Genomic DNA, 14,366 nt, shown 5'->3' with positions numbered 1-14,366 from the left:
ATCCAATTTCATATGACATTATTAATTACAGCAAAAGATGTACAATCTGTGCTGACATATCCACTTTCTCTGAAAACAGTTGAGGCGGCATTCAAAGCTTTTGGTCGGCACAAAGCTTGTCAACCGCCAAAGTCATACTTGACTTTCAAATTTGGTGATTTACGATCTATGCCCGCTTACATTAATGATCGGGGTATGAATGTTGCCGGAATAAAATCGGTTACAGTCCATCCTGATAATCATAAAAAATACGGCCTGCCAACCGTTATGGCAACTATTCTCCTGACAGACCCGAAGAACGGGATTAATATTGCCGTATTGGATGGTACGCATATTACAAATATGCGTACCGGTGCAGCAGGTGGTGTGGCAACGAAGTACTTATCTAGAAAAAACAGCAAAGTTATGGCTTTGATTGGTGCAGGTGCGCAAGCCTACACTCAATTACATCATATAATGCTTACAAGAAAACTCAAAGAAGTTCGTGTACACGCACGTTCTGAAAAGTCCATGATTAAATTCTGCAGGGAGATGTCTAAGGAATATCCTAAAGTCACTTTCCTTCCGGAACCTGACGGCAAAAAAGCTTGTCGTGGTGCGGATATTATTACTACAACCACACCTGCCAGAAAGCCAATTATCAAGAAATCATGGATCGGTCCCGGTACACACATTAATGGTATTGGCGCTGATGCCGCAGGAAAGCAGGAATTGGAAACGACTCTAACTAAATCTTGCAAGATTGTGTTAGACGAATGGCAACAGGCCTCACACTCCGGAGAAATCAATGTCCCGATTTCCAGAGGCAAACTAAAGAAGAAAGATATTCACGCGGAACTTGGAGAAATTGTTGTCGGTAAGAAAAAAGGGAGAACAGCAGACGATGAAATCACTTTATTTGATTCAACCGGTTTAGCCGTCCAGGATATTTCTACAGCGTATGTTGTGTATCACACGCTTATGAAGAAGCAGAAGAAACCAAAACATATAAAGCTGTTCTGATAAGAGATGAAAATTAAAATACACAATATCGGTGATGAACTTGGGCCAGAAAAAATATTGTTGTTACGCCAGCCACGTATAGCTCTGGAAGCCATCGTAGTTGTTGACAACGTCGCCTGCGGACCGGCAATTGGAGGCGTGCGAATGGCACCTGATTTAACGATAGACGAGATATACAGACTTTCTCGTGCCATGACACTAAAGAATGCCGCGGCAGGACTTCCACATGGAGGAGCTAAAGCAGGGATCATTGCTGATCCTGCTTGCAGTTATGAACAAAAGGAAAAATTAATGCGCACTTTTGCCCGTATGATCAGATCGGTTACAGAATACATCCCCGGGCCTGATATGGGAACAAATGAAGAGTGCATGGCTTGGGTTGATGATGAAATTGGTAGAGCGGCAGGTCTTCCAAGAGTACTGGGCGGTATTCCGCTAGACGAGATAGGAGCTACTGGTTTTGGAGTAGCAGTAGCTGCTGAAGTAGCGGCTACAGAAGCAGGGATTCCTCTCAAAGAAAGTCATCTTGCCATACAGGGGTTTGGCGCAGTAGGTAGGCATGCCGCTAACTTTCTTGGCAAACGAGGTGCAATGCTGGTCGCTGTCTCCGATAGCCAAGGTGCTATTCAGAACCAAAACGGCCTGGACGTAGACGCACTGATTAAGCACAAGAAGGAAGGCTCTCCGGTGCACACTTTTTCCGGTGGCCAGGCAATAAGCCGTGATGAACTTGTTGGTATAAAATGTGATATCTGGATTCCGGCAGCGCGACCAGATGTGCTGACAGAAAACAATGTAGATCAACTCAAGGCAAGGCTGGTTATACATGGAGCCAACATACCCGCCACAGAAACGGCTGAACAACTGATGCATAAAAGGGGAATTCTGAATATCCCTGACTTTATTGCCAACGCTGGTGGTGTTATTTGTGCCGCCGTAGAATTTCGCGGAGGGTCTGAAAGTCAGGTTATGGAGACGATTGAAGAAAAGATCCGTACCAATACGGTTGAGATATTGGAAAGATCAAAGAAGGAAAATTTGCTGCCCAGAGAGGCTGCCGTAAAAATGGCATGCAATCGCGTCAAGAGAGCAATGGCTTACCGTCGTACCTGATTAACAAGCGCCTTACACATTCTCTGACCGCATGCTAATGGGGAGTTATGCATGTTGTGGGAACAGCTCTTGACAAAATATCATTTCTTACGATGACAATGATACTGGTTTAACCCGACTTTCAGAAAAAGAGAAAATGTTCAAATTACAATTATTACATTAATCACGGTCTTTCTATTATCAACTTTTTTAGATAGTAAGGAATGCAAAGCAAAGTACATGGAAAAAGAAGAAATTGGCCATGCTTCCCAATTGCCGTCTATCGAATGCCCTCTACGAAAGCAGGGAATTAATCTTCACGATTTAAAACCATTTAAAGACGAACAGAAGTATATTGAATTTCTTGATAGAAAAGACAGAGAACTTTGGCAGAATCCTGATGCCGTGGTCAATGAACTGTCAGGCTTTTAATGGTTGCCGTTCTGCTAGATCAAAACTCCGGTGGTAACCGCAGGGTCCTCAACAATTGGTTCTTTTCCTCCTTCGACCGTGGATACTTGTTGTTTAGGATTTCCCTTGACCAGGACGTATCATTAATTCCAACAAAAGAGAGTTCCTCGATCGGTAAAAGCTCGTAGAGTACATCTTCTTGTATATCCCTGAATTGGGAGTTTTCGCAGCGACAAAGTAGAGTAGTGATATCATGGCTACAGGATTTAATATATACAAACGGCCCGGAAGGTTCTGGTCCATTATTTACAACCCGAGCAACAACAACATCCGGCAAGTCCTCTTGATTACATTCAATGGAATATTTTCTGCCCGGCAGGGGTTTGCCAAATACATTCACTGCAGTCTCTTCTAGAGTCGTAGAAACATAAAGGATACGGTGATTGCTCGTATCATCAAGGACTTCAATTATCGCTGGGAATCCGTCGCCATACATCGTCATACGAATTCCTTGAACGGCAATTCCCATATTCTTCGCTAAGCATTCTGTGTTGCCCATATCATAACACCAAAGGTAAGAAATCTGTTGATATACGCTTCCACCCAACTCAACGTAAGACTGAGAATAATAAACAACAGGGTGCGTCAAATCAATATGAAGGTGTCCAGAAGAATCCGCAGTAACAAGACCAAACCGGTCAGTCATATCTCCTGCTCCACCAGGTGGTATTTCCTGAATGATCAAAGGGGTCATGTATATATCAAATCCAGGAGAATCAGGTGTTTTTGGATGTATGGGTTTGAATAAATTAACTACATCAAAGTTTTCAGTTGTTCGCTGTCGAATACTGTCAGCAGATGTGTGTATACTATGACCATGCCCGGCGCTTTCTAATTCACGTAGGCAACATGTGAAAAATACGATAACTATCAAGTTTATACGAACTATTTTCATGTCCAATAGGAAAATTCGGAAATTCATCGAAAATTCTGGGTCAAATGGAAAATATGGGCCACGCCAGTCTCTCAATAATGTTTGCTATTAAAGTCTTCCTACCCATGATATTTGCCTAACAAGATAGTAACGAATTTTATAGGGGACTATATCCACACCCAAAGACAAACCTAATCTTCTTGAAGGCACCGGGCCGTAAACATGATTCATTTTGACAATACCTTAGATAATTCTATTTTCTACGGTTAATATTTTTGACGATACCAGCGCCTAGTTTATAGATACCGGCAAAAATAGGCAGCACGCTGCACGAGCAAACGGCCAGGATACAGCCTGAAACAGATGCCACGGCATAAGCAATAACCGGATTAGATTTGGGCCTCAGATAACGCATTACCGTGTTCTGTGATAGAAATGTGATAACGGCCCCTGCAATAAATAGAACGGGCACAACGCAAGCTAAGGTGTGGTTGCGCGCGTACCACTGTAGTAACCGAAACGCCTCCTGAATCTTTGGATTCCCTAAAGGCAGAGTATAAGCCACAACAAAGATGGCCACTAATGCGCCAGGTATCTTCCATTCTCTACTCATGAAAGCATCCTTTTGAATAGGTAATAATTGTATTTCACTATATCTCAGCACTCTCGTAACTTTGTATCAGTTGGGTAGTTTTACACTGTGGCAGTTCCAGACTACATTCTTTAAACAAAAAGCATGTTTTTTTGCAGATTGAGACAAGCATAAGCATTACGGGAACCTCAATCAAAACACCAACGACCGTAGCTAATGCAGCACCAGAGGATAATCCAAACAACATTGTTGCAGTTGCAATCGCCACCTCGAAGTGATTAGAAGCGCCAATCATAGCGGAAGGAGCGGCATCATGATATGATAGTTTTAAGAACCTTGACAAAACAAAGTATCCTAAACCAAAAATAAATATTGTTTGAATAAAAAGTGGTATTGAAATCCATAAGATCGTTAATGGATTCTTCATGATAATTTCACCTTTAAAGGAAAACAAAAGCACTAATGTGGCAAGCAAAGCAAATATGCTTACGGGTGTAAGCCAGTGCAGGAATTTCTCATTGAACCACTCCAGACCTTTATATTTGATTACCCACTTCCTGGTGAAATAGCCAGTAACAAGGGGCAGAGCTACGTAAATTGCCACAGAAAACAGTATTGTCTGCCATGGTATAGGCATTGCATTCACCCCTAACAGGAAACCTCCAAGTGGCGCATAGAGGACCAGCATAGTCAACGAATTAATGGCAACCATTACCAGGGTAAGTCCATCATTTCCTTTTGCCAGATAACTCCACATCAATACCATTGCCGTACAGGGTGCAATTCCCAGAAGAATTGACCCTGCAATGTAACTTCTCCATAATTCAACTTCCTGGCCGTTTTTGAGGATCTCAGTCCCAGGCAGGAAATCCTTAAACACGTAACCCAGGAAAAACCAGGCAATCAGAAACATGGTAAAAGGCTTTATAGCCCAATTGATAATCAGCGTTATAGCCACAGGCTTAGGTGTTTTTGCTGCGCTTAATACCTTTGCAAAATCTATCTTTACCATGATTGGATACATCATAAAAAAGAGGCATACAGCAATGGGAATAGATACCTGATATATTGAAAGTGAATCCAGTTTTACGGCAACGTTAGGAGCCATCTTGCCCAGGCAAATTCCTGCTCCGATGCAAACCAGGACCCAGAATGTCAGGTATTTCTCAAATACAGATAACTTTTTCCCTTTGGCCTCTTTAACTCTTATTCCGTGTTTTGCTTTTTCTAACTCAACTTTTTTCTTTGCTTTTATAAATGCACGGATCGCAAGCAGAGGGCTTATTAAATCAAGCTCCCTCTTTTTTGAAATTAGTATTTCAAGTTCTGTTTTTAATTCACTTTCCGGTTTGTCAGTACAAAGCTCAATTTCACAAAACCGTCTTGTGTCTTCTCTTAAGGCAAAGTATTCTTTCCCTAATCTTAAATATCTTTCATGCTTTTCCATGGGTTTTAAAAAGATGAGAAGCACAGTAAGTGTTGCGGCTGTAAATCCTGATATACCTGCAAATACGTCAAAGTATCGAACTAATTTGCCCAGGGCAAGACTTCCCGCTATTGCAGAGAAGATGATTGAAGTGATACCTAAACTGTGGTTTATGCTTTTTTGCCTTTCAGCCGCAACGCAGTGAGTCTTATAAATATACTCTAAGTCTTCACGCAATCTCAGTGCTTCTTCTTTAAGCTTTTCTCTTAAATTATCCATCTCATTTAGCAAGGTTTATTTGGTTGTGTTATCTCTTGCGACAAAAACAAATTGATAATTTCCTTTGCCTCTTGCCATCTTTTTAAATCAATACAGTAACAGACCCTGGGACCATCTATGTCTCCTTTTATCAGTCCTGCATTTTTCAGTTCTTTCAAGTGTTGGGATACCGTAGATTGTGACAGGGGGAGTTCATTTACAACGTCGCTGCATATACACTCTTTTTTCTTGATCAAAAAATTGATAATGGCTAACCGAGCCGGATGGGCCAGTGCTTTGCAGAGCTCTGCAATTTTTTGTTCTTTGATATTAAATTCACTGAATTTTGATGTAGCCAGAACGTAGCTCCTTTCATTCGCTCACTCACTTCTTTGTTTTGCTTGCGCAAAATGGTAGATAATAACTTTCATTTTGGCTTAACCTTCAGATTATGATAATTTTTGATAAGGTTACATAATTTTATAGAGATTCTAAAAGGTTATCCTGTATCGTAAATATACGATAACACATAGTAATGTCAATAATAAAAATTAGCAGTTTTATAAATATTTAATAATCCACCGGCATCTAATTTCGTCATTTGTTATTTGTCATTCGTAAATCATAATTCTCAATTTGTGCATTTGTTGTTCTTTAGACATGGTTAACAGGATCTGCGTATATCCGCGTGCAATGTCTTTCGACTTTTCACCTATATTCTAGTTTTCCCTTGCCTACTCGGCGTTTTCGCGTGAGTAATCTATCTGCTTTTCTCTTTTAGTGCTAATCTTGTACGCCATGAGGCGTACATATGTCAGTTGGTCAAATTCCAACCCGTCAATTGACCGTTCGGACGATAGCCAGAGAAACGGTAAGTTTCGGTTTTTGACGTCAAACATTGATTTGTGGTTATAATTATTATGAATAAAACAAAACATCTTAAATTCTCTTTTATTCTTGTTTAACATTTTTGATTTCAAGGCATCCTGGCTAAGACCATTGCCATGCCACATGTATCCGTTACTGCTGCAAAAATAAGATCGGTTCCAACTATACCTGGTAATGTTAAAAACATTAGGTTTAAAACAACCGATAAGATGACTCCGAGAAAGACCAGTAAGCCGGCGGCAAACCTTACCTGCCTCTCAAGTGACCAAACCCCTGCTTTCTGACTTTTCAACCGCATATCCGGCCCAATTAAGTTTGTGCAAATAATATTTGTTTAACGGTGAAGCATTATGTACTATACCCATATAGGATAACGTCTTCAGCTGCATTTTCTACACTGTAATATCGAACCATAGCTCTTAATGAGGGACTGAGAGGGAAGAAAAAGATGAAACCAAAACGTATAGTAATAATTGGCGCTGTGGCGTCAGGAACCAAAACTGCGGCAAAGGCAAAAAGGGAAAACCCTGATGCAGAGATAACACTTATTACAGAAGAAGCTGAAATCTCGTATGCATCTTGCGGGACACCTTATTTTATTTCAGATATGATCAAAAACAGTCATTCCCTTATTATCAGAGAACCTGACTATTTCAGAAAGATGTTGAATGTTGATGTTCTGACGGAACACCGTGCCGAGTCAATCGATCCAGAGACGAAGAGGGTAGAAATCACCAATCTCAAAACAAACGAATCTCTTACCCTGGATTATGACCGGCTTGTTCTGGCTGTTGGTTCAATCCCGAACCTTCCAGATTTTGAAGGCGTTGGATACGGAAATATTCTTACGTTACACAATATCCCAAGTGCAATGCAGATCAAATCACTGATCCGGCAAAAGAAGGTAAAAGATGCTTTGATTGTAGGTGGTGGGTTTATTGCCTTGGAGATGGCAGAAAGTTTGATTACCCATGGAATCAATACCCGACTGATTATACGCCGTGGCCAGATTCTCTCTAATTTTGATAAGGATATTGCACTTTTAGTTCAGAATTATATAAAGACAAAAGGAGTTCAGATTCTTGAAGAAGACGAGGTGAGGGAATTTAAGGCAGATGCAGAAGGTAATGTAGCAAACGTGATTACAAAAAAGCAGACTGTCCCCGCAGAATTTGTCTTGCTGGCAACTAGCATAAGACCGAACATTCAACTGGCAAAGAGAGCTGGGATTGAGATTGGTCAAACGGGCGCTATCCAAGTAAACAAAAAACTGGAAACAAATATTCCTGATATCTACGCCGTTGGTGATTGTGTGGAAACAATGCACCTTATTACCGGCAAACCAGCCTGGATCCCACTGGCTACAACGTCCAATAAACATGGTCGTGTTGCAGGGATTAATATTACCGGTGGGAATGATACTTTTCCGGGAATCCTGGGGACATTTGTCGTTAAGGTGTTTGATTGGTCTGTTGCAAAAACCGGACTATCGGAGAAAGAAGCTATTAAAAATGGTTTTGATACAGAGTCTATAATCGTTCCTTCTAATGATAAGGCTCATTATTATCCTGGCTCGAAGAGGATTATTGTAAAGTTGATAACTGAAAAAAGGAATGGACTTTTACTTGGTGCTGAGATTGTTGGAGATGGTGTAGTTGATAAGAGGATTGATGTTGTTGCTTCTGCTATGACAGGAAGAGCAACTGTCGAGCAATTATCAAAATATGATTTATCCTATGCGCCACCCTATTCGTCTCCGATGGATCCAGTTATTACTGCCGCAAACGTCCTACACAATAAATTGAAGGGGAAAATAAACAGTATATCTGCGATGGAGGTCAAAGACAAGATAGACAGGAAGGACGATTTCATCTTGCTCGATGTTCGTACAAAACCGGAATATAACAGTGGTTACATAGAAGGCTGCATTCACATACCATTAAATGATCTTTCGTCAAAAATGGATCAGTTAGACAAATCAAAGGAGATTGTCACATATTGCGGCGTAGGATTGAGGGCTTCTAATGCTCACCGTATCTTAAAAAATGCAGGGTTTCAAGATGCAAAGTTTATGGAAGGAAGTATGGCGGCATGGGTATATAAGATAATAAAGTAGTCCTGAAAAAAACTTGAATTAGCTGCTTCGGCGTAAAAACAGAATTATGGAAATAAATATAACTTTTTTAGGGGCCGCTCGTAATGTGACTGGCTCAAAGTACCTTGTTGAAGTTAATGGTATCCGCTTGCTTGTTGATTGCGGATTATACCAGGAACGCGGTTTAAAAAATTTGAACTGGGAACCGTTTCATATATCACCTGATAAGATAGACATAGTATTGTTAACTCATGCCCATCTGGATCATTGTGGCCTGATACCAAAATTAGTTAAGGAGGGTTTCAAAGATAGAATTTATTGTACACCGGCAACAACAGAAATTGCGAAGATTGTCCTTCTTGATTCAGCTAAAATACAAGAAGAGGACGCTGCATTTAAACTGAAGAGGCATCAACGTGAAGGTAAAAAAGGAAATTATCCGGAAACCCCTCTGTATACGAAGGAAGATGCAGAGGCTGCATTCCCTCTCTTCTCGTCGATTGAATATCAACAGAAAATTGATCTGGGCAACGGTATCAGTGTAGTGTTTTATGATGCAGGACACATACTCGGCTCGGCAACTATTAAGCTGTTTGTGAAAAGCAATGGAGAGGAAAGGATTCTCATATTTTCCGGTGATATAGGCAAAAAAGATACGCCAATTCTTCAAGATCCAACGTTATTTAATCAAGCTGACTATGTTGTGATGGAATCAACTTATGGCAACAAAGGGACTCCTTCTTCCGCGGCAAAAATTCAGCAAACCCTGGGCGACATTATCAACAACACTTTTGATAAAGGTGGAAACATTATTATCCCAAGCTTCGCAATAGAAAGATCACAGGAAGTACTTTACCGCTTAAATGAACTGCTACGTCAGGATCGGATTCCACACTTTATGATCTTTCTTGATAGCCCAATGGCAATTAGAGTTACTGATGTTTTTCGTCATCATACGGATTTGTTTGATGAAGAGGCTGCGGAGTTACTTCGTAGTGGCAATCATCCATGTGACCTCCCGGGATTGCAATTGTGCAGGACGGTCGATGAGTCAAAAGCAATAAACTATATTAGAGGCTCGGTAGTTATCATTGCCGGGTCCGGCATGTGTAATGGCGGACGCGTAAAACATCATCTCGTTAACAACATCGTCAGGCCAGAATGTACTATTCTTTTTGTTGGTTATCAGGCGATAGGGACACTTGGCCGGCAAATTGTAGATGGTGCGAAAACGGTGCGGATACAAGGTGAACATTTTCCGGTAAAGGCTAAAGTAATTAGAATCGATGGGTTTTCCGCTCACGCAGATAAAGATGAATTATTACAATGGATATCCTCATTTCAGGACAATCCACCCCGTAAAGTATTTATTACACACGGAGAAGAGGAAGTATCAAAGATATTTGCAGACGTTGTAACACAAAAACTAGGTTTCATTACTGAACGGCCGTCTCGTGGAGATAAATATGTTCTCAGTTAAATGAAATCCAACAAGACATACGGATTAAAGTAAATTCAGGAAAATGACTTTCATATTTATCATACCAGACTGCTTCTCGTCTTTCATATTCCGCGTGGTACCGGCCTGTAAATATGCGACAAAAAAAGAGCATTTCATTCCTATATCTACATGTTAGTTTGCACAAGAGATGTCCGTAGAATTAAATAAACTTGGATTTTCGCGATCATTTACATAAAATATATTTATGCCAATAAAAATAACCATTGGGTGCTGCAACTATCTATTAGGGGAAGGCCTTAAAAGGATATTACGGGAGGAGTGTAATCTTGATGCTGATATTACCATTACCGTCAGCACAAACCCCAGGGAAATTATTAAAGAGGAAAATGATCTCCTGATCACTGATTTTAATACGCTTGCCGGAATTATTTTTGATGACATTTCCGATAATCATAAAGTACGAATCCTTCTCCTTGGAACCGGATGTCTTCCGAAAATAGAAAATGAATGTCTGATAAGTTTCATTTCTCGTGGGCTTGCCGGTATTCTTTCTCCGGACACCGATCCACCTCAGTTAATAAAGGCCATAGAGTGTGTTCTCGCGGGTGAGCTGTGGTTTGAAAACAAGCAATTACTTGAAATTATTCCCGGTGTGAAAACAAAAAACTGCGGCAAGGAAACCTCTCTGACAGATAGGGAAATAGAGGTAGTCACAATGGTCTGTAATGGATCGTCGAACAAGGAGATAAAGAAAGCACTGAATATCAGTGAACAGGCGGTCAAATCACATCTGAGCAGGATATACAAGAAGACAGGTGTCTCTGACAGACTCCAGCTTGCCCTCTACGCCTTAAACTCAAGTGTGTTTCTCATGAACCAAAGGTGCAGGAAGGATTTGAGGTCTAGATAGACAACAAGGCCATAATCTTGAACCCATTTATATTATTGTATACACAACCTCCTCCCGTACCCTTTAGTAATTCTCATTAGATTTAAAGCGTACACGCCATTTGATAAAAACACCTATTTAAATTCAAGATAATCACACAACCAGTTTAGTCTCTATCGGTACTCTTTGTTCCGTATTAACAACCATCTTTCCATCATCTGAGAGAGAAACCTGAAAATGATTCAATGGCCTTGGTGCCGGACCAGCAAAATTCACTCCGTTTTTATAGTATTTGCTTCCATGACATGGACACTCAAATATATTTTTCTCCTTCGTCCAATGTACAGCACAGCCAAGGTGCTGACAGATGACCGATATAGCCTTGAAACTGTTACCTTCTCGAACAATAAAAATTTTTCTCGATTTTAACACGGTAACCGTACCGGGGGCAAAATCAGCCGGATAACCCACAGGAAAAACAGGAGAAGGCTCAAAAAGAACTCTAGGAAAGAAAAATCCTCCTATAGCTTTTGGTCCTAATAATTTAGATGTGTAAATAGCAACTGTTGTTAATAACACCGCCCATCCCGCCAATGTAAAGAAGTCTCTCTTGGACGTATAGATATTACCCGGACAAGCTTCTTCTTTTATTTTTAAATCGCCTGCCATGATTCGGCCCTCCATTCCTTATATATAGTTTACTCATTTAAAGAGAAAAATTATTTACCTCCCTTCTTCTGTTTATGCCTTACGTATTTGGTATACACCTTTGTAAAACTAACTTCTTTTGATAAGAAACCCGGTATTGACAACAAAAAAACCACTAAAAAAGTTCTTTCTTTTTCTATTCATGAGGAGATATTTTTCTATGAATTGATTGATTCTCCCTCATCGCATTAAGCATGAAACTAAAGTTGCATCCAAAAGGAATCAAAAGACATTGTAAAATGCCACCTTTGTCCAATTTTCTTATTCTTCAGCTTGCTCTATAATTACAGTAGGAGAAGAGAGAAAGTTATTATACAAACTGTTTTTTAACAGAGTTTGGTTAGTAAGAAAGGAGGAACAAACCATGAAAGTTTTGATAATGTTAATGACTATGGTAGTAGTTTCAAATGTTTTTTTCACAATTGACTCTTTTGCAAAACGAGGAATGGGCATGAGAGGAGGATGTGGAAGGGGGAACCAGTGTTACAGGATGTATAACTCGGAAACAGAAGAAAAAATCAGTGGAGAGGTTGTCAGCATAGAAAAGATTATTCGAGGAAATGAAGGGTTTTCCGGAATCCATCTAAAAGTGATGGCCGACGAGGAAACCGCAACCGTTCACTTAGGACCGGAATGGTACATTGAAAACCAGGATATTAAGATTGAGGAGAAGGATAAGATTGAAATTACTGGTTCAAAGTCTTTTTATGAGGGCAAGCCAGTCATAACTGCTTATGAAGTAAAAAAAGGAGACGATATATTAGTACTGAGAGATGCGGACGGGTTTCCCGCTTGGCGTGGTTGGAGGCGACTCTTTGGCAATCAATCTCCCAAAAGACAGGGAAGGATGTGGAACGATAGCGGTGGATGGAGATGTGGAAACCCGGGTTGTAGGATGCAGAACCCTAAAATGCGGGAGGAACTAGAAAAGGCCATAGTGGAATTAAAACGGGAGATAAAGATCGATGTTAAGGTCGAGAAAGGTGGAACTATTACTGGAAATGTGGAATGTAAAAGAGCCAGATACCCGGAAAACGTAGTTGTCTTCATAGAAAAAGCAGGAAACGATAACTATCCCGCCCCAGAGGAACATGGAAAAATTGATCAATTCAACCTTACTTTTGTCCCACACGTTTTAGCTGTACAAAAGGGAACGAAGATTGATTTTCTAAACAGCGATAGTGTTCTACACAACGTCTTCGCTCCACCTGATTGCTGCCAGCCGTTTAATCTCGGCACGTATGGCGTTGGCGTTGTAAAGACAGAAGAGTTTAACGAAGCTTGTGAAATACCTCTTTTATGTAACGTCCATGCCGAGATGTCTGCATTTGTGGTTGTACTCGACAATCCTTATTTTTCTGTAACGGGTAAGGACGGGGCCTTTACAATTGAAAATGTTCCGCCCGGAACGTACAAACTAAATGCCTGGCACGAATCGTTAATGACAGTATCAAAAGAAGTAACAGTAGAAGCAGAAAAAACAGAAGTTGTCGATTTTCAATTAAAGAAGCGTAAATAAGTTTAATGGATCGACTATAAATGGCCTATCTTGTTATTGCAAAGAATGAGGGAATGAAGATAACACATATTATTGCAATGAATACCCGGGGAGTTCCGTCTCTGGAAAGTTCTCTAATGGTTCGTGCAATGCCTCCTTCACAGTTTCAAAAAGCAATGCAAGACGCTATCATTATCGATACAAGGGATGCTGCTGCTTTTGGCGGAGTCCATATTCCAGATAGTTTCAACATTGGCTTTGGAGATCAGATGGCCAACTATGTCGGAATGGCGGTAGAACCTGATTCAAACATCCTTCTTGTAGTTGATGGTGAGACACAGTATTGGGGAATGTGCACAATGCTTTGCAGAATCGGTTACGATAAAATTCTTGGTTATTTGCAGGGAGGTATACCGGCATGGCAGGAAGAAGGATTTAAGATAGCTAGTTTGCCTCAGGTTTCTGTTCATGATCTTAAGAACAAACTTGAAAAGAACGGATTCCAACATGTCGTAGATATAAGGACAGAAACAGAATGGAACACAGGCCATATAGAAGTGGCCGATCATTTGGTACTGACGGAAATGCTTCTAAAAGGTGTGTCACTGAAGGTAAACGAAGAAATTATTGTAACCTGTTGTGTAGGTTATCGGGGTAATATAGCAGCCAGCTATCTGCAGCAATGTCAATAACGACTGATGCGGTAGATGAGTTTTATGCCAATGCTGTTTCTTCCGGGATTGACATGGATGATCGCCTCAAGAACGGAGTAAAATTGTTAGTACAGCTTACAGAACCGAAAGCGATAAAAGCTCTTTCTCTTTTACTCAAAAAAATGGAGAGCCTGGAGCCGCTTTTAAAAAGCCTGGATAGTTTGCCAAATACTTTGGCGATAATTGTAGATTCATTTGATGACATGTATAACGAATAAGGTTAGATTGTGTGAGGGACGAACCACAATCTGAACCGTTTGTTGGACAAGCCCGTTGTTTGGGTGCTAAACATTGTATAAGAAAATATCTTATGAAGATTGCTTCTCTTTTTTACCGCAGAAGCTATGAAGCCAAAGAAGTGGATTTTTCAATTGCTGTCGTCATGCTTTAGGAGCTAC

Annotated in this window: 17 protein-coding genes and 1 pseudogene; 10 read left to right on the top strand and 8 right to left on the bottom strand. The window is 40.5% G+C overall.

The features are described from left to right. The first annotated feature begins 12 nt into the window (after positions 1–12). The 3 genes from SCALIN_RS12140 (at position 13) to SCALIN_RS12130 (ending at position 2,526) form a co-directional block, all read left to right on the top strand. Entirely contained in the window at positions 13–1,002 is a 990-nt protein-coding gene (locus SCALIN_RS12140) for an ornithine cyclodeaminase family protein (protein WP_096894883.1), read from the top strand. Between the two features lie 6 nt (positions 1,003–1,008). After that, complete coding sequence (locus tag SCALIN_RS12135; RefSeq protein WP_096894751.1) at positions 1,009–2,115, top strand: Glu/Leu/Phe/Val family dehydrogenase; 1,107 nt, start codon at positions 1,009–1,011, stop codon at positions 2,113–2,115. 219 nt (positions 2,116–2,334) lie between these two features. After that, a complete protein-coding gene (locus SCALIN_RS12130; RefSeq protein ID WP_096894750.1) occupies positions 2,335–2,526 on the top strand; it encodes a hypothetical protein in 192 nt (63 codons plus the stop codon). Positions 2,527–2,545: 19 nt separating this feature from the next. On the opposite strand, the gene SCALIN_RS12125 is transcribed toward SCALIN_RS12130, so the two are convergent. The 7 genes and pseudogenes from SCALIN_RS12125 to SCALIN_RS24015 all read right to left on the bottom strand — a co-directional run bounded on the left by SCALIN_RS12125 (position 2,546) and on the right by SCALIN_RS24015 (position 6,901). After that, the gene (locus tag SCALIN_RS12125) at positions 2,546–3,460 is read right to left on the bottom strand and encodes a hypothetical protein (protein ID WP_133111862.1); all 915 of its coding nucleotides are present in this window, start codon (positions 3,458–3,460) and stop codon (positions 2,546–2,548) included. A gap of 232 nt (positions 3,461–3,692) precedes the next feature. Continuing rightward, on the bottom strand, positions 3,693–4,052 hold the full coding sequence (locus SCALIN_RS12120) for a permease (protein ID WP_096894748.1): 360 nt from the start codon (positions 4,050–4,052) through the stop codon (positions 3,693–3,695). A 37-nt stretch (positions 4,053–4,089) separates the two neighbouring features. Next, positions 4,090–5,241 carry an ACR3 family arsenite efflux transporter gene (gene arsB, locus SCALIN_RS12115; RefSeq protein WP_230406615.1) on the bottom strand — a complete coding sequence of 384 codons (1,152 nt, stop codon included), beginning with the start codon at positions 5,239–5,241 and terminating at the stop codon, positions 4,090–4,092. Between the two features lie 30 nt (positions 5,242–5,271). After that, a pseudogene (locus SCALIN_RS24025) lies at positions 5,272–5,736 on the bottom strand (SLATT domain-containing protein); the annotation flags it as partial. Positions 5,737–5,741: 5 nt separating this feature from the next. After that, the gene (locus tag SCALIN_RS24020) at positions 5,742–6,029 is read right to left on the bottom strand and encodes an ArsR/SmtB family transcription factor (protein ID WP_420885433.1); all 288 of its coding nucleotides are present in this window, start codon (positions 6,027–6,029) and stop codon (positions 5,742–5,744) included. A 420-nt stretch (positions 6,030–6,449) separates the two neighbouring features. Beyond that, positions 6,450–6,683, bottom strand: coding sequence for a hypothetical protein (locus tag SCALIN_RS12105; protein WP_133111859.1), 234 nt, complete (start codon positions 6,681–6,683; stop codon positions 6,450–6,452). Positions 6,684–6,691: 8 nt separating this feature from the next. Beyond that, positions 6,692–6,901: a YgaP-like transmembrane domain gene (locus tag SCALIN_RS24015; RefSeq protein WP_096894745.1), complete on the bottom strand. Its 210-nt coding sequence runs from the start codon at positions 6,899–6,901 to the stop codon at positions 6,692–6,694. A gap of 150 nt (positions 6,902–7,051) precedes the next feature. On the opposite strand from SCALIN_RS24015, the gene SCALIN_RS12095 reads away from it, so the two are divergent. The 3 genes from SCALIN_RS12095 to SCALIN_RS12085 all read left to right on the top strand — a co-directional run bounded on the left by SCALIN_RS12095 (position 7,052) and on the right by SCALIN_RS12085 (position 11,070). Continuing rightward, the gene (locus tag SCALIN_RS12095) at positions 7,052–8,719 is read left to right on the top strand and encodes an FAD-dependent oxidoreductase (RefSeq protein ID WP_096894744.1); all 1,668 of its coding nucleotides are present in this window, start codon (positions 7,052–7,054) and stop codon (positions 8,717–8,719) included. Between the two features lie 46 nt (positions 8,720–8,765). Further along, positions 8,766–10,178, top strand: a complete 1,413-nt coding sequence (locus SCALIN_RS12090) for an MBL fold metallo-hydrolase RNA specificity domain-containing protein (RefSeq protein WP_096894743.1) — start codon at positions 8,766–8,768, stop codon at positions 10,176–10,178. A 226-nt stretch (positions 10,179–10,404) separates the two neighbouring features. Continuing rightward, the gene (locus tag SCALIN_RS12085; protein WP_096894742.1) at positions 10,405–11,070 is read left to right on the top strand and encodes a response regulator transcription factor; all 666 of its coding nucleotides are present in this window, start codon (positions 10,405–10,407) and stop codon (positions 11,068–11,070) included. A gap of 132 nt (positions 11,071–11,202) precedes the next feature. On the opposite strand, the gene SCALIN_RS12080 is transcribed toward SCALIN_RS12085, so the two are convergent. Next, positions 11,203–11,718 carry a QcrA and Rieske domain-containing protein gene (locus tag SCALIN_RS12080; RefSeq protein WP_162532295.1) on the bottom strand — a complete coding sequence of 172 codons (516 nt, stop codon included), beginning with the start codon at positions 11,716–11,718 and terminating at the stop codon, positions 11,203–11,205. 403 nt (positions 11,719–12,121) lie between these two features. On the opposite strand from SCALIN_RS12080, the gene SCALIN_RS12075 reads away from it, so the two are divergent. From SCALIN_RS12075 to SCALIN_RS22220, 4 genes are read left to right on the top strand one after another with little or no spacing between them, the layout of a single operon-like run. Continuing rightward, positions 12,122–13,276, top strand: coding sequence for a carboxypeptidase regulatory-like domain-containing protein (locus tag SCALIN_RS12075; protein ID WP_096894740.1), 1,155 nt, complete (start codon positions 12,122–12,124; stop codon positions 13,274–13,276). A 53-nt stretch (positions 13,277–13,329) separates the two neighbouring features. Beyond that, positions 13,330–13,947 carry a rhodanese-like domain-containing protein gene (locus tag SCALIN_RS12070; protein WP_162532294.1) on the top strand — a complete coding sequence of 206 codons (618 nt, stop codon included), beginning with the start codon at positions 13,330–13,332 and terminating at the stop codon, positions 13,945–13,947. Continuing rightward, positions 13,938–14,186, top strand: a complete 249-nt coding sequence (locus SCALIN_RS12065; protein ID WP_096894738.1) for a hypothetical protein — start codon at positions 13,938–13,940, stop codon at positions 14,184–14,186. The genes SCALIN_RS12070 and SCALIN_RS12065 overlap by 10 nt, the downstream gene beginning before the upstream one ends. An 11-nt stretch (positions 14,187–14,197) precedes the next feature. Further along, on the top strand, positions 14,198–14,359 hold the full coding sequence (locus tag SCALIN_RS22220; RefSeq protein ID WP_162532133.1) for a hypothetical protein: 162 nt from the start codon (positions 14,198–14,200) through the stop codon (positions 14,357–14,359). Positions 14,360–14,366: the final 7 nt, after the last annotated feature.

Origin of the sequence: Candidatus Scalindua japonica, from assembly GCF_002443295.1 — a bacterium.
Lineage (GTDB): Bacteria > Planctomycetota > Brocadiia > Brocadiales > Scalinduaceae > Scalindua > Scalindua japonica.
This window is presented reverse-complemented; position numbering and strand designations above follow the sequence as displayed.

Excerpts from the sequence above, each read along its gene's own strand:
- SCALIN_RS12125 (WP_133111862.1), bottom strand. The coding sequence starts at position 3,460 with ATGAAAATAGTTCGTATAAACTTGATAGTTATCGTATTTTTCACATGT.
- SCALIN_RS12085 (WP_096894742.1), top strand. The coding sequence starts at position 10,405 with ATGCCAATAAAAATAACCATTGGGTGCTGCAACTATCTATTAGGGGAA.
- SCALIN_RS12095 (WP_096894744.1), top strand. The coding sequence starts at position 7,052 with ATGAAACCAAAACGTATAGTAATAATTGGCGCTGTGGCGTCAGGAACC.
- SCALIN_RS12135 (WP_096894751.1), top strand. The coding sequence starts at position 1,009 with ATGAAAATTAAAATACACAATATCGGTGATGAACTTGGGCCAGAAAAA.
- SCALIN_RS12105 (WP_133111859.1), bottom strand. The coding sequence starts at position 6,683 with ATGTTAAACAAGAATAAAAGAGAATTTAAGATGTTTTGTTTTATTCAT.
- SCALIN_RS12090 (WP_096894743.1), top strand. The coding sequence starts at position 8,766 with ATGGAAATAAATATAACTTTTTTAGGGGCCGCTCGTAATGTGACTGGC.
- SCALIN_RS12130 (WP_096894750.1), top strand. The coding sequence starts at position 2,335 with ATGGAAAAAGAAGAAATTGGCCATGCTTCCCAATTGCCGTCTATCGAA.
- SCALIN_RS12080 (WP_162532295.1), bottom strand. The coding sequence starts at position 11,718 with ATGGCAGGCGATTTAAAAATAAAAGAAGAAGCTTGTCCGGGTAATATC.
- SCALIN_RS12065 (WP_096894738.1), top strand. The coding sequence starts at position 13,938 with ATGTCAATAACGACTGATGCGGTAGATGAGTTTTATGCCAATGCTGTT.
- SCALIN_RS12120 (WP_096894748.1), bottom strand. The coding sequence starts at position 4,052 with ATGAGTAGAGAATGGAAGATACCTGGCGCATTAGTGGCCATCTTTGTT.
- SCALIN_RS12070 (WP_162532294.1), top strand. The coding sequence starts at position 13,330 with ATGAAGATAACACATATTATTGCAATGAATACCCGGGGAGTTCCGTCT.
- SCALIN_RS24015 (WP_096894745.1), bottom strand. The coding sequence starts at position 6,901 with ATGCGGTTGAAAAGTCAGAAAGCAGGGGTTTGGTCACTTGAGAGGCAG.
- SCALIN_RS12075 (WP_096894740.1), top strand. The coding sequence starts at position 12,122 with ATGAAAGTTTTGATAATGTTAATGACTATGGTAGTAGTTTCAAATGTT.
- SCALIN_RS12140 (WP_096894883.1), top strand. The coding sequence starts at position 13 with ATGACATTATTAATTACAGCAAAAGATGTACAATCTGTGCTGACATAT.